We start from the raw sequence: 13,267 nt of genomic DNA on the forward strand, positions 1-13,267 counted from the left end.
CTTCGCTCGTGACGACGAGACAGGGCGTCTCTGACGCAAGGCATAGGCCCGAAACGCGGACGGCTTTCGGGAAGGCTGCTGCAAGCGCAGAAGGTTAGATCATCGGCCGCTCAGGCGACGGTCACGCGCCCGCGGGAGATCTTCAGGCTCAGCTGCCCGTTCTTCAGCGCCAGCGCCTTGTTGCCGAAGACTTCGCGGCGCCAACCCTGCAGGGCCGGTACATCGGCCAGGTCGTCCGAGGCGATGGCCTCGAGATCGTCGGTCGAGGCCAGGATCTTGGGGGCGACGCGTTCGGCATCGGCGGTCGCCTTCAGCAACACCTTGAGCAGGTCGAGTACGGCGCCATTGGTCGGGCGTCCGCGCTCGCGTTCGAGACGGGGCAGGGTCCTGGGATCGAGCGCCAGGCCGCGCTCGATCGCCGCGAGCACCTCGCCGCCGGCCCGCGAGCGCTCGAAGCCGTTCGGCACGGAGCGAAGCTCCGCCAGCGCCTCGACCGAGCGCGGACCGCGCTGAACGATATCCATCAGCGCATCGTCCTTCAGCACCCGCTGGCGCGGCACGTCGCGGCTTTGCGCCTCCCGCTCCCGCCAGGCGGCGATCTCCATCAGCAGCGCGACTTCCTTGGGCTTGCGAATCCGGCCCTTCAGGCGCTGCCAGGCGTTCTCGGGCCTGACCTCATAGGTGCCTGGCGAATTCAGGATCGCCATTTCCTCGGCAACCCAGCCCTCACGGCCGCTGGCGGCGAGATCGGCCGATAGGGCGAGATAGATGTCACGCAGATAGGTGACATCGGACTCGGCATAGGTCAGCTGCGCCTCGGTCAACGGTCGGCGCGACCAGTCGGTGAAGCGCGAGGATTTGTCGATCCGCGCCTTGGCGAGGTCGTTGGCGAGCTGCTCGTAACCGACGGAGTCGCCATAGCCGCAGACCATTGCGGCGACCTGCGTGTCGAATAGCGGGGTCGGGAGCATCTTGCCGATGATCCAGATGATCTCGAGGTCCTGCCGTGCGGCGTGGAACACCTTGACGACGTTCTGGTCGGCCATCAGCGCCAGGAAGGGCGCGAGGTCGATTTCGGGGGCGAGCGGATCGACAAGCACCGCCTCGTCGGGCGAGGCGAGCTGGATCAGGCAGAGCTTCGGATAATAGGTCGTCTCCCGCAGGAATTCGGTGTCGACCGTGACGAAGGGATGCTGGGCCAGCCGCGCGCACGCCTCGGCCAGATCCTGTGTGGTGGTGATGAGGCTCATGATTAGCGGCTTAGCGGAGGAACGGGTTGTCCGTCGAGTCCGCGTTTCATGCTTCTGCTCGCCGGCGCCGCATGACCTTCAGAAGAACGGGCCTGTCCTTCGGGGCCCGGACAAGGTCATCTGCCTTGTCTACGTATTGAAACCTTCACACCATGGTGCGACGGCCTCTGCCGCCTCCTTGCGGCGAACAGCTGGAATGCCGGCTTCGCGCATCACGATTATCGCTGCCATTCTTGACAATCCGCGCGCCTGCGTGTGCTTACGCCGAAGGTTTCAGCTGGCCTTGCGCCGGCTCCTTCGCATTTCCGAGAGACGAGTCCCGTGACCTTGCATCGCTATCGCTCCCACACCTGCGGCGCCCTTCGCGAGAGCGATATCGGCAATCAGGTTCGCATTTCGGGCTGGTGCCACCGCATCCGCGACCATGGCGGTGTGCTCTTCATCGATCTGCGCGACCATTACGGCATGACCCAGGTCGTGATCGATCCGGACTCGCCGGCTTTCGCCGAAGCGGAGAAGATTCGGGCCGAGTGGGTCATCCGCATCGACGGCAAGGTCAAGGCTCGCCTCGAGGGGACCGGGAACGCCAATCTCGCGACCGGTGCGATCGAAGTCTTCGCCGCGGCGCTCGAAGTGCTGGGTCCTTCAGGCGAGCTGCCGCTGCCGGTGTTCGGCGATCTCGAATACCCCGAGGACACGCGCCTGAAATATCGCTTCCTCGACCTGCGTCGCGAGAAGCTGCACAACAACATCATGCTGCGTGGCAAGGTCATCGACTCGCTGCGCAACCGCATGAAGACCTCGGGCTTCTCGGAATTCCAGACGCCGATCCTGACCGCGTCCTCGCCGGAAGGCGCGCGCGACTTCCTGGTGCCGAGCCGGCTGCATCCCGGCCATTTCTACGCCCTGCCGCAGGCACCGCAGCAGTACAAGCAGCTGCTGATGATGGCGGGCTTCGACCGCTATTTCCAGATCGCGCCCTGTTTCCGCGACGAGGATCCGCGCGCCGACCGTCTGCCGGGCGAGTTCTACCAGCTCGACGTCGAGATGAGCTTCGTCACGCAGGAAGACGTCTTCCGCACCATGGAGCCGGTGATCGCCGGCGTTTTCGAGGAATTCGGCGGCGGCAAGTCGGTCACCAAGAACTGGCCGCGCATTCCCTATGCCGAGTCGATCCGCAAATACGGCTCGGACAAGCCTGATCTTCGCAACCCGCTCGAGATGCAGGATGTGTCGGAGCATTTCCGCAGTTCGGGTTTCAAGGTCTTCGCCCGCATCCTGGAAGACGAGAAGAACCAGGTCTGGGCGATTCCGGCACCGGGCGGCGGTTCGCGTGCCTTCTGCGACCGCATGAACTCCTGGGCTCAAGGCGAAGGCCAACCCGGCCTCGGCTACATCATGTGGCGCGAAGGCGCGGGTGCTGGCCCGATCGCCAACAATATCGGTCCGGAGCGGGTCGAGGCGATCCGCATCGCGCTTGGTCTGAAGGATGGCGACGCTGCCTTCTTCGCAGCGGGCAACCCCGACAAGTTCTACAAGTTCGCCGGCGCCGCCCGTAACAAGGTTGGCTCGGAGCTCGGCTTGATCGACGAGAACGCCTTCGCTTTCGCCTGGATCGTCGATTTCCCGATGTACGAGTACAACGAGGACGAGAAGCGGGTCGATTTCTCGCATAACCCGTTCTCGATGCCGCAAGGCGGGTTGGAGTCGCTGCAGAAGGACGATCCGCTGGCGATCAAGGCCTTCCAGTACGACATCGCTTGCAACGGCTACGAACTCGCCTCGGGCGGCATTCGCAATCACCGCCCTGAGGCGATGGTTAAGGCCTTCGAGATCGCCGGTTATGGCGAGGAGACGGTGATCGAGCGCTTTGGCGGCATGTACCGGGCCTTCCAGTATGGCGCGCCGCCGCATGGTGGCATGGCAGCGGGTATCGACCGCATCATCATGTTGCTCGCCGGCGCCAGCAACCTGCGCGAGGTCGCGCTGTTCCCGATGAACCAGCAAGCGGTCGATCTGCTGATGGGGGCGCCCTCCGAGGTCGGCCCGAAGCAGCTGCGCGAGCTCCATATCCGCCTGAACCTGCCTGAAAAGAACGGCTGACCCCCCGCCATGCCTGCCCCGACCGGAGCGCGCTTGTCCGCGCTCGCCTGCCTGCTCGCGCTGCCGCTAACCGCCTGTGTCACCGCTGCGCCCCACACAAGCTCGGGGCGGGCGGTGGAGCTTGCCAATCTGGTCTCGCGCTCGATCGCCTGCCGTGCTGGAGCACCACGCACCAGCACACTCGACCGCTTCCTCGACGCCGAGCGTGCCCGTGGCGCGACGCCGGAGCAGATCGCGGGAGCGCGCTCGACCTATGTCACCGTTTCGGAGGCGGCGACCATCAATCAGGATGTCCGGCCCGAAGCCTGCTCTGCGGAAGAACGCAGCTCCTTGAAGCCACGCATGGCGCGCGTCCGGGCCGGCGATTTCAGCGGGCTCTGAGCGCGATCAGCCATGCCCTTCGCCAGAGCCTTCCTCTGCAGCCTGCTTCTGCCTGCGCTTGCGGCCTGTACGACGACTGCCGGTCCAGTGCCCGGCACGGCGGAGTTTGCGGCCGTCAAAGTCTCGCGCGGCTATGATTGCGGTGTCGCCGTCGATCGCCGCCGTGTGATGGCGGGGCTTGCCCCGGCCGAGCGCGGACGTTTCGTCGTCGTCAATGCCAGCCTCGCGGTGAAGTCCTACAAGGCGCCGCGCCACTGCGATGCCGCCGAACGCAGCGCGGTTCAGCACGAGCTCGCCGGTCTCACACGGCGCTGAATTCTGCTTGCCTGCCGGGGGCGATCCCGGCCAGAAGGCAGGAATGCCGCCCGCGAACGAGTTGCTCCCGCTCCAAGAAACCGTCACCGCGGTCGTCGTCGCCTATGACAGCGCCGATGTCCTGCCGGCCTGCCTGGATGCGCTACGGCGCGAAGGCGTGCCTGCCATCGTCGTCGACAATGCCAGCAGTGACGATTCGGCCGCAATCGCGCGGGCGCATGGCGCAACGGTGATCGCGAGCCCCAGGAATGAAGGCTATGGCCGAGCCAACAATCTCGGCATCGCAGCCTGCCGCACTCCCTACGCGCTGATCGTCAATCCCGACCTCGTGCTGCAGCCGGGCGCCATGGCGGGGTTGCTGGCTGCCGCTGGGCGCTACCCCGATGCCGGGATGCTGGCTCCGCGCATTGTCGAGCCGTCAGGGCGCGTCTTCATCCAGCCGCGTTCGCTGCTGTCGCCGGCTCATCTCAATCATTCCGGCGCGGCAATTGTACCGGAGGGGGATGCCTGCCTGCCGTTTCTCTCGGGCGCCTGCCTCTTGCTCCGCTGCGAGGCCTTCGAAGCGCTGGGCGGTTTCGATCCGCGAATCTTCCTGTTCTACGAGGACGATGATCTTTGCCGCCGCATGAGGGACGCCGGGCATGCGCTCGTGCATGTGCACGATGCACAGGCGCATCACGCGCGCGGCCGTTCCAGCAAGCCCAGCCCCGGCCGCCGTTTCAACGCACGCTGGCATCTCGCCTGGTCGCACGCCTATATCTCGGCCAAATACGGGCAAGTCGGGCCGTCGTCCTTTGCGATTTGCGAAAACATCGCAAAGACAGTCGGTTACGCCTTGATCTTCAACCGCCTCAAGATGATGGCGCATGCCGGATCTGCCGCTGGCGCGCTGGATTGGCGGCGGGGACGGACGGCGCTCTCGCGGCAGGGCCTGGACGAATAGCTCGCGCGCCTTAGATCATCGGACCGGATATCGTATCCGGTTCGATGATCTCACCCTTTGTGTTTGCATCGGCTTTGCCCCGAAAACCGCAATCCACTTTTCGGGCCGATGCCTTAGAGGTGCAGGTCCTTCATGGGGGTGGTGATGATCCTGCGGATCTCGCGCAACTGCCTGAAGACGAGCCGTGCCTTGCGCAGCACATTGCTGTCGGCCGAGAGCAACTCGGCCTCACGTGCGGCAAAGGCGGCTTTGCCCTGCAGGGCAGGGATTGGGCTCAGCGGCAGCGGGGTGTTCGGCAAGGCCGAGAGATCGAGCTCAGTCAGAGCCGGCTCGGCTCCGCGAAGGCTCTTGCCGATCATGCTGCGCGCTACGTCGAGGCGGCTTGCGGCGGCATCCCGGACCGGCTTCTGCATCACGGCGCTGGAATCGCGCCACTGGATGCCCCTTCGATAGGCCGGAACCCATTGCACCTGAGCTTCGAGCAGGTTCAGCCCGGCATAGCGGGCCAGGGCAGGGAAGGCATCGTCGTAGAAGCGCCAGCAATCGACGGGGAAGCGGTGCCGCGGACCGCCGCCCGGTGAGGTGATGAACGCGAGTCCATTGCCCTTCAGCACGCGCGAAATCTCAAGGATGGTGATCCAGAAATACTCTGCATGCTCGAAGACCTCCGAGCAGGTCACGACATCGACCGAGCCGGTGGCGATCTCTTTCCAGTCATAGGGATCGGCCACCGCCACATCGACGTTCAGCCCCGGCTCGATGTCCATGCCGACAAGTTTCCAGGCCGGGTTCGACATGACGTCGCGGTTGGACAGGCTCTGTCCGTCGACAATGGCCGAGCCGACGTCGAGCACGGTCAGCGGCGAGGTCTCGACTGCGGAGAGATAGGCCTTGCGGAAGACCCGCGCCTTGTCGTTGGCAGAATCATGCATGGGGGCGGTCCGGCAATGGAGGGAGGCCGTATCGGAGGGGGAGCCTTCGATCCTGAACGGCGAACTATCAGGAAACGGCTCTCGGAGGCAAATCCTCGATCCTGTCGGACATCAAGACCGGGATCAGTCGTCTGATGTCGGCCTCGGGCCAGGCCCACCATTGGCTCGCCAGCAGGGTCGCGATCTTCTCCTCCGTCAGGCGGTGCCGCAGCAGCCGTGCCGGATTGCCGGCGACGACGCCATAGGGCGGAACATCCTTCGTGACGACGGCGCGGGCGCCGATGACGGCGCCATGACCGATGCGGACTCCGGAGAGGATCAGCGCTTGCGACCCGAGCCAGACATCATGGCCGATGACGACGTCGCCGCGCGAGACCTGATTGCCGGGATGGTGCTTCGCTTCGGGCCATAGCCGTGGGTAGTCGTGGAATGGGTAGGTCGTCGCCCATTCCGTGCGGTGGTTGCCGCCGAGCAGGATCTCGACCCCGTCTCCGACCGAGCCGTAGCGCCCGATGATCAGGCGCGCCCCGCTTCCGGCGAAGCGCACCTTCGGCCGCCCATAGGTGTAGCGTCCGACAACGATCTGCCCCGGGTGCCGAGCGATCAGGTTGGCCAGATACAACCGGGCCTGGTTGTCGGGGTTGAAGCGCCGGCGCAGAAAACTGCGCGGGCCCTGTGGCAGCCCGGCCCACCACGCTGCGATCGCGGAGGGCCGCCAGGACTCGTCTTCGGGAAGAAGCTCGACAGACCAGTTATTCGGCATTGGCCTTGAGGTCGATCTTGTCGAAGATCTCGGTCGGATCGGTGATCGTGATGACGTCGGCGAGGCCGAGACCCCCTGTCGCCTTCGCATTGGCCTGGACGGTCAGCGTGCCTGGCTTCGCCGCAAAGCGCGAGACCGCCGCGGTCAGGGTCTTGGCCGCGTCGGACGGGCCGAGGACCGCGGCAAGGCCGAGGCTGGCCATCATCGCATATTCGCGCCGCAGATCGTCGGGCTTGCGCTTGTTCTTGCGGGCCTCGTTCTCGATGAACTTCTCGAGCAGACCGAGATTCTTCAGCCTGGCATCCAGGCTGCGGGCTGTCGCGCCGAGTGCCGCAACCTGTGCGAGCGCGAGATCGCTGGAGAACAGGTCCTTGGTGACGTTACCGAGGGTACCCGAGGCCTCGAACTGTGCCATGCCGCCGCTCCCGAGCGAGAGCGTACGGATCGCAAGCTCGTTGCGTGCGGGGTCCCAGGCGAGGTCGAGCTTCGCGGAGAGGTCGAGGGCGCGGTAGCCCATGGCAATCAGATCCGCGGCCGCGGGATTGCCGGTTGCCTCGCTCACCGGAGCGGTGAGCTTGTCGATCGTCAAGGCAAGCTTGGTGGGGATGCCGTTGATCTGGTCGGCGGCAGCAATCTCGAAGGTACCGAGCCCGACGCGGATCGGGGCCTGCGCTGGCTGACCCGGCTTTGCCGTTTGCGGCACATCGACCGAGAGCCCGGCAAGCCGGATCGTGCCGAGTTTGGGGATCAGTTTGCGGAAATCGAGCGAATCGATCTCGGTTTCGGGCTTGGCCAGGACCTCCTTCAGGCCCTTGAACATGGGCGCGAGCGAAAAGCCGGAATAGCTGAGCGACTCGAACCCTGCCTTGGCGCCCGCACCCGCGAAAGAGAAACCTTCCACGGCGTAGCCGGACCTGGCCGGCGCATCTTCGCCATACGCCATCCTGGCGATTCTCACGTCCATGGCGACCGGCGCTTCGCCCGGATTCGGCGGAACGGAGAGTGCCATCACCATATCGCGAACCTCGCCGCTGCCATAGTCGATGGCATCGAACAGCGAGAACATGGAAAGCGCCATGCGCTTGTCGGCCTCGAGCCGGGCAGGGTCGCGCTCGGCCTTCGAGCTGAGCCCTGCCTTCTGGTCGGCCTCTGCCTGCGCGATGATCCGCGACAGGAGCTCTCCGACCGGCTCGTCTCCGACGCGCATCTTGAAATCGCGGCTGGTCGCCTTGCCGAGCGAGATCTTGCCGAGCTGGCCCAGATCGATCGCGTAGCCGTCCTGCTCGAAGCGGCCGAAGATCGGCTGCATGGCTTCTTCCACGCCGGGTTTGGCGCGCTCGCTCAGCACGCGTGCGAGATGGCGCATGTCGAACGCTTCGAAGCTGATGCGCTTGATCTCGCCCTTCATCGCGCCGGTCGGCCCACCGGTCGCGGATATCGCTCCGCCTCCCGCCGAGCCGCGGCCGATCTTGCCGTCGCGAATCTCACTGAAGCGGATGTCGCGGTACGTCGTGACCTGCCTTTGCGGCCCGAGAACCTGCTCGACCGTCAATTCGGGCGCACTGATTTCCGACGCGGTGAGGCGGCCCGTCCGGGCAACCGCGCTCTCGCCGGTGCTGCCATTGAACAACGAGACAAAAGCTTCGCGCTCGAGGCTGGAGCCCTTCACATCGACCTTCGGTATCGCGACGACGATCGCGCCAAGGTCCAGGCGGATATTGTCGATCTGGAAATCGGCTGCCCAGGACGGCTGCGCCAGAACGAGGATAAGGGCTGCGGCCGCCGTTATGCGCAGGCGGCGCATCGGGCTGCGAAGGGTCGACGTGATCATGACGGTCTCCAGATGGCGGCAGCGAACCTGCCGCAACGCAGCGAGGAAAGGAAGACGACTTGCTCTCGCGGACGCAGGAAAAACTTGACCGCCTCGCTGCGATCTTTCGTATCTGTCTCAGATCCGCCATCCGGCCTGTGCAGGAGCGGTGCGGGCGACGAATGCAATGGAGCTTAGAGACGATGCGGTCCGCCCGACGATTCCCTGCAGCCTGCCTTGCCTTGCTGCTTCTGGCTCTTGCCCCCGTCATGGCATTCGCGCAGCAGGCGGCTCCCGCGACCGGGCTGGAAACGCTTGCGATCGTCGGCAGCGGGCAGCGCCATGTCTTCCAGGTCGAGGTCATGCGCACGCCCGATCAGCGAGCGCGTGGCCTGATGCACCGCAATTACCTGCCGCCGGACCGCGGCATGCTGTTCGATTTCGGCCAGGTCGAGCCGGTCGCGATGTGGATGCAGAATACCTTCATCCCGCTCGACATGCTGTTTATCCGCGCTGATGGAACCGTCGTGCGTATCGCCGCGCAGACCGAGCCGCTCTCGACCCGTACGATACCCTCAGGCGAGCCGGTGCTCTCGGTCCTTGAGATCAATGGCGGCATCGCCGCCAAGCTCGGCATCAAGCCTGGCGACAAGGTGGAGCATCCGCTCTTCAAGCGGTGAGGCGGTTTTTCGCGCGCAGGGCAGCGTTGCGATCGTCCCTCGAAACCGGTCGGCCAGGCCTGTATTCCTCCTGCATTCCTGGTGAACGCGCGGGCCGTGACGGCCACCGCATGAAGGGCGTCGCGCCGTCGAAGCTCTGTGGATTGCGGAAGAAATCTGGCGGCGAATCACAGAATTGCCCACTTCCTTAATCAAAGGCGGTCATCCCGGATTTCATCCCCGCTACCCAGCACGCTTGCGAAGGACGGATCATGACGACACGTGCCGTGGTCGCAACGCTAGCGATGTGCGTTGCGCTGATCACCGGAGGCCGCCCGGATGACGCCCATGCCGAGCAGATCGCGGCCGCGACTCGGGGGCGCACCTCGCCACCAGCTGCGTTCCTCACCTTCTGCGCGAAGAATCCGGCGGAATGCGCACGATCGGGGCCTGTGGTGCGTAGCGTCTCGCTTTCTCCCCAGCGCCACGGTGAGCTGCAGGAAGTGAATGCGCATGTGAATGCGACCATTCAGGAGGTCTCCGACCTGGCGCATCATGGTCAGGAAGATGTCTGGAGCATACCGGCGGATGGTCGAGGCGATTGCGAAGATTTTGCGCTCCTGAAGCGCAAGCTGCTGATCCAGCGCGGTTGGCCGTCATCGGCGCTGCTGATGACGGTTGTCGGAACGCCCGAGGGGGAGGGCCATGCCGTGCTGACGGTGGTGACCGATTCGGGAGATTTCGTTCTGGACAACAAGAGATCGCGCATCCTGCTCTGGTCGCAAACAGGCTATGTCTTCTTTAGCCGGGTGGCGCAGGCCAATCCGCGCCAGTGGGAATCGATCGACGGCGGGAATGCGAGATTCACCGCAGCAACGCGACACGGGTTCCATCCTCAAGCCGGCCGTTAGCCGCCAGACAGCAAACGCCCCGGAGTGACTCGGGGCGTGTCTCGTTTCACATGCTCTGAAGACACTGGCGGTTACCGGCCACCGTGGTTGCCGCCATTGCCACCGCCTTGACCGCCGCCATTGCCGCCACCCTGGCCACCGCCATTGCCGCCACCCTGGCCACCGCCATTGCCGCCACCCTGGCCACCGCCATTGCCGCCACCGTGGCCGCCGCCATTGCCGCCACCCTGGCCACCGCCATTGCCGCCACCGTGGCCGCCGCCATTGCCGCCACCCTGGCCACCGCCATTGCCGCCACCCTGGCCACCGCCATTGCCGCCACCCTGGCCACCGCCATTGCCGCCACCGTGACCGCCGCCATTGCCGCCGCCGTGACCGCCGCCATTGCCGCCACCCTGGCCACCGCCATTGCCACCACCGTGACCGCCGCCATTGCCGCCACCCTGGCCACCGCCATTGCCACCGCCGTGACCGCCGCCATTGCCGCCACCATCGCCGCCGCCATTGCCACCGCCGTGGCCGCCACCATTGCCACCGCCGTGGCCGCCGCCATTGCCGCCACCGTGACCGCCGCCATTGCCACCGCCGTGGCCGCCACCATTGCCGCCGCCGTGRCCGCCRCCATTGCCRCCRCCGTGRCCGCCRCCATTGCCGCCRCCGTGACCGCCGCCATTGCCACCGCCGTGGCCGCCACCATTGCCGCCGCCGTGACCACCGCCATTGCCACCGCCGTGGCCGCCRCCATTGCCRCCGCCGTGACCGCCACCATTGCCACCGCCGTGGCCGCCGCCTGAGCCACCGTTGCCACCGGAGCCACCGCTACCGCCGGAACCGCCACTGCCGCCGGAACGGCCGTCACCTCCGGAGCCGCCACCGCCGCCCGAACTGCCGCTCCCACCGGACCCAGCGCCCCCACCGGGCCCAGCGCCCCCACCGGATCCACCGCCTCCGCCGGACCCGCCGCCCGAACCCGAACCGCTGCTGTTGCTCGCTGTGCTGGCGCCGCCGCCAGCAGGATTTCCGCCTTCGCCGCCGTTGCCGTTACCGTTGCCTGCCGGATTTCCGGCGCTGCCGGGTGCTCCTGAAGACAGTGCTCCCGTTGTCAGCGGCGGGCACGCCCAGTACTCGCCGCCGTCCTGCTGGTAGAGGGCACATGCCTGATTGGGCGCGCGCGTCCGGCGACCGTTGGGGGTGACAGCGGTGTAATACTGAACGCCGCCAGGGGCAGCCCCCTGGAAGGCGGGCGCCCCGGTGCCGATCGCCGCCGTGGCGCGCGGTGGACAGGCCCACAAGGGTCCGCTGTCATATTCCTGAATGACACAGTCCCGACTCGGCGCCCGCGTTTTGCGCCCGTTGGCCGTGACCGCGTTGTAATACCGCACCCCGCCGGGACCGGGGAGGCTGGAAGCCGATCCGGATGTCGCAGCCGCACTGCTCGCGGACCAATCCAGGCCTACAGGTCCACTCATCCTGTTGCGGCCGGACGGATCGCACTGCCAGAGCCTCTGGCTTCCGATGAGTTTGCTTTCGCAGGAACGATAGGGCTGTTGCGTCGGAGTGCCGTCTATCGCGAGGCCTTCATAATATTCGGGAAGGCCACGAGCGGCAGGATTCTGTGCGTAGGATAATGTTGATGTTGTAGCAAGCAAGCCGGCAATCAGTATGCTGGATTTTAGATATTTCATAGCAATGCCTCCCGCCCAGGGAGGCATTAAGCCGCCAGGGCGCTAATTGGTTTTTCTTTGAAATGCGAAGTTCATCTTCAATATTTTTCGTGCTTTCTCATTTTTGAACATATCGAGATTTGTTGGTTTTGCTCAATTTGGCTTTTACGCTAGGTCGTTTCTCCTTAGGGGGGATTTGCCTACACCCCGCACGAGGCTCCCTCGTCATCCGAAAAGGTAGGCATTCCGGCCAGAGGGCTCGAAAGTGCAGCATCTCGCATTAGCCCGTTGCAGGAACGGCAGGGCGCGAAAGTGGTAGATTGCATCTGCGCGCAGGGTGTCGGCGCACGCGAAGGCGAACGAATTGAGTGTGCTTCGACGGCCGTACGGCCAATTTCGTCGTTCGGGCTCTGGGTTGCGCGAAGGCACGGCGGGAAATGCCTGACGAATTTGCCTGGGAATTTCATCGGAACTTACGGTTCCCATGGCGGCAGTTCGGTGCTATCTCGTTGCGCGTCGCATGTGGCCGTCGAGGAGCGTGTGCGATCGTTTCGTGAGTGATTTGATGCACTTGCAGACAGTCGGGGTATAGCGCAGCCCGGTAGCGCATCTGCTTTGGGAGCAGAGGGTCCCAGGTTCGAATCCTGGTGCCCCGACCATTCTCGAGATCGCCTGGCCCGCTGTCGCGGGCCAATGGAATGACGAGCTGACGGCCGAGCCAGAGCATGACCGCACGCATTTACCGCCCAGCCCGCAATGCCATGCAGTCCGGCACGGCAAAGACCGAGCGCTGGCTGCTGGAATTCGAGCCGGAGCAGCCGCGCCAGATCGAACCGCTGATGGGGTGGACATCCTCTGCCGATATGAAGAGCCAGGTGAAACTCTGGTTCGACACGGAGGATGAGGCAGTGGCCTATGCCACGCGCAACGGCATCGCCTATCGGGTGGAGCAGCCCCATGTGCCGAAGCGGCGCGGCATGGCCTATTCGGATAACTTCAAGTTCAATCGTGTCGGGCAGTGGACCCACTGACCAACCATTTGGCGCCTGACCGGGCGCTTTCGACTACGGGCCCGTAGCTCAGTTGGATAGAGCAGCAGCCTTCTAAGCTGCTGGTCGCAGGTTCGAATCCTGCCGGGCTCGCCACTTCTATCGATCGCAGTCGCGGGACGCGCTGAGATCCACCAAGAATCGCACAGACGGATTCCCGCGATGAGCGACGTGAAGGACAGCAACGGCAATGTCCTGAGGGACGGCGATTCCGTGACGCTGATCAAGGATCTCAAGGTGAAGGGGACCTCCGTCACCTTGAAACGCGGTACCCTGGTCAAGAACATCCGCCTGACCGGCAGCGAGGATGAGATCGAGTGCAACGCCGAGAAGGTGAAGGGACTTGTGCTCAGAACGGAATTCCTGAAGAAGGCCTGACGCTGGCCCGAAGGGTCCAACCTTCTCCCCCGAGTTTCGGAGCCGCCGGAATCGACGGCGCCTGCGCATCGTAGGTCGAAGATCATCCGGCCGAAAAGGACGAAGGCCG

Annotated in this window: 13 protein-coding genes and 2 tRNA genes; 11 read left to right on the forward strand and 4 right to left on the reverse strand. The window is 65.0% G+C overall.

Translation table 11 applies throughout. From position 1 onward, the window contains the following. Positions 1-110: 110 nt before the first annotated feature. Complete coding sequence (gene rnd / locus AC1DW9_RS18055; RefSeq protein ID WP_441490008.1) at positions 111-1,250, reverse strand: ribonuclease D; 1,140 nt, start codon at positions 1,248-1,250, stop codon at positions 111-113. Positions 1,251-1,577: 327 nt separating this feature from the next. On the opposite strand from rnd, the gene aspS reads away from it, so the two are divergent. The 4 genes from aspS to AC1DW9_RS18075 are packed head-to-tail and all read left to right on the forward strand — an operon-like array spanning position 1,578 to position 4,992. After that, positions 1,578-3,353, forward strand: a complete 1,776-nt coding sequence (gene aspS / locus AC1DW9_RS18060) for an aspartate--tRNA ligase (protein ID WP_441505598.1) — start codon at positions 1,578-1,580, stop codon at positions 3,351-3,353. 33 nt (positions 3,354-3,386) lie between these two features. After that, complete coding sequence (locus AC1DW9_RS18065; protein ID WP_441505394.1) at positions 3,387-3,734, forward strand: hypothetical protein; 348 nt, start codon at positions 3,387-3,389, stop codon at positions 3,732-3,734. Positions 3,735-3,746: 12 nt separating this feature from the next. Further along, positions 3,747-4,049, forward strand: a complete 303-nt coding sequence (locus tag AC1DW9_RS18070; RefSeq protein ID WP_441505395.1) for a hypothetical protein — start codon at positions 3,747-3,749, stop codon at positions 4,047-4,049. Between the two features lie 43 nt (positions 4,050-4,092). Then, a complete protein-coding gene (locus AC1DW9_RS18075) occupies positions 4,093-4,992 on the forward strand; it encodes a glycosyltransferase family 2 protein (RefSeq protein WP_441505396.1) in 900 nt (299 codons plus the stop codon). A gap of 113 nt (positions 4,993-5,105) precedes the next feature. On the opposite strand, the gene AC1DW9_RS18080 is transcribed toward AC1DW9_RS18075, so the two are convergent. The 3 genes from AC1DW9_RS18080 to AC1DW9_RS18090 form a co-directional block, all read right to left on the reverse strand. After that, positions 5,106-5,924 carry a class I SAM-dependent methyltransferase gene (locus tag AC1DW9_RS18080; protein ID WP_441505397.1) on the reverse strand — a complete coding sequence of 273 codons (819 nt, stop codon included), beginning with the start codon at positions 5,922-5,924 and terminating at the stop codon, positions 5,106-5,108. Positions 5,925-5,991: 67 nt separating this feature from the next. After that, on the reverse strand, positions 5,992-6,687 hold the full coding sequence (locus AC1DW9_RS18085) for a CatB-related O-acetyltransferase (RefSeq protein WP_441490013.1): 696 nt from the start codon (positions 6,685-6,687) through the stop codon (positions 5,992-5,994). After that, positions 6,677-8,518 carry a hypothetical protein gene (locus AC1DW9_RS18090; protein WP_476775431.1) on the reverse strand — a complete coding sequence of 614 codons (1,842 nt, stop codon included), beginning with the start codon at positions 8,516-8,518 and terminating at the stop codon, positions 6,677-6,679. The genes AC1DW9_RS18085 and AC1DW9_RS18090 overlap by 11 nt, the downstream gene beginning before the upstream one ends. 182 nt (positions 8,519-8,700) lie before the next feature. Here AC1DW9_RS18090 and AC1DW9_RS18095 point away from each other — a divergent pair, with 182 nt between their 5' ends. The 7 genes from AC1DW9_RS18095 (at position 8,701) to AC1DW9_RS18125 (ending at position 13,158) form a co-directional block, all read left to right on the forward strand. Then, the gene (locus tag AC1DW9_RS18095) at positions 8,701-9,177 is read left to right on the forward strand and encodes a DUF192 domain-containing protein (protein WP_441490015.1); all 477 of its coding nucleotides are present in this window, start codon (positions 8,701-8,703) and stop codon (positions 9,175-9,177) included. Between the two features lie 284 nt (positions 9,178-9,461). Beyond that, on the forward strand, positions 9,462-10,067 hold the full coding sequence (locus tag AC1DW9_RS18100) for a transglutaminase-like cysteine peptidase (protein ID WP_441505399.1): 606 nt from the start codon (positions 9,462-9,464) through the stop codon (positions 10,065-10,067). An 83-nt stretch (positions 10,068-10,150) separates the two neighbouring features. Further along, positions 10,151-10,861, forward strand: coding sequence for a hypothetical protein (locus AC1DW9_RS18105; RefSeq protein WP_476855145.1), 711 nt, complete (start codon positions 10,151-10,153; stop codon positions 10,859-10,861). Between the two features lie 1,452 nt (positions 10,862-12,313). After that, positions 12,314-12,390: transfer RNA gene (locus AC1DW9_RS18110), tRNA-Pro, on the forward strand. A 66-nt stretch (positions 12,391-12,456) separates the two neighbouring features. Further along, on the forward strand, positions 12,457-12,762 hold the full coding sequence (locus AC1DW9_RS18115) for an ETC complex I subunit (RefSeq protein WP_441490017.1): 306 nt from the start codon (positions 12,457-12,459) through the stop codon (positions 12,760-12,762). 37 nt (positions 12,763-12,799) lie between these two features. After that, positions 12,800-12,876 (forward strand) — tRNA-Arg (locus AC1DW9_RS18120). Between the two features lie 66 nt (positions 12,877-12,942). Continuing rightward, positions 12,943-13,158: an alkylphosphonate utilization protein gene (locus AC1DW9_RS18125; protein ID WP_441490018.1), complete on the forward strand. Its 216-nt coding sequence runs from the start codon at positions 12,943-12,945 to the stop codon at positions 13,156-13,158. Positions 13,159-13,267 lie beyond the last annotated feature (109 nt).

The organism is Allobosea sp. P4_E12 (assembly GCF_056401655.1).

Coding starts and splice junctions, on each gene's coding strand:
- rnd (WP_441490008.1), bottom strand. CDS start 1,250: ATGAGCCTCATCACCACCACACAGGATCTGGCCGAGGCGTGCGCGCGG.
- AC1DW9_RS18070 (WP_441505395.1), top strand. CDS start 3,747: ATGCCCTTCGCCAGAGCCTTCCTCTGCAGCCTGCTTCTGCCTGCGCTT.
- AC1DW9_RS18075 (WP_441505396.1), top strand. CDS start 4,093: ATGCCGCCCGCGAACGAGTTGCTCCCGCTCCAAGAAACCGTCACCGCG.
- AC1DW9_RS18080 (WP_441505397.1), bottom strand. CDS start 5,924: ATGCATGATTCTGCCAACGACAAGGCGCGGGTCTTCCGCAAGGCCTAT.
- AC1DW9_RS18085 (WP_441490013.1), bottom strand. CDS start 6,687: ATGCCGAATAACTGGTCTGTCGAGCTTCTTCCCGAAGACGAGTCCTGG.
- AC1DW9_RS18090 (WP_476775431.1), bottom strand. CDS start 8,518: ATGATCACGTCGACCCTTCGCAGCCCGATGCGCCGCCTGCGCATAACG.
- AC1DW9_RS18095 (WP_441490015.1), top strand. CDS start 8,701: ATGCGGTCCGCCCGACGATTCCCTGCAGCCTGCCTTGCCTTGCTGCTT.
- AC1DW9_RS18100 (WP_441505399.1), top strand. CDS start 9,462: ATGTGCGTTGCGCTGATCACCGGAGGCCGCCCGGATGACGCCCATGCC.
- AC1DW9_RS18115 (WP_441490017.1), top strand. CDS start 12,457: ATGACCGCACGCATTTACCGCCCAGCCCGCAATGCCATGCAGTCCGGC.
- AC1DW9_RS18125 (WP_441490018.1), top strand. CDS start 12,943: ATGAGCGACGTGAAGGACAGCAACGGCAATGTCCTGAGGGACGGCGAT.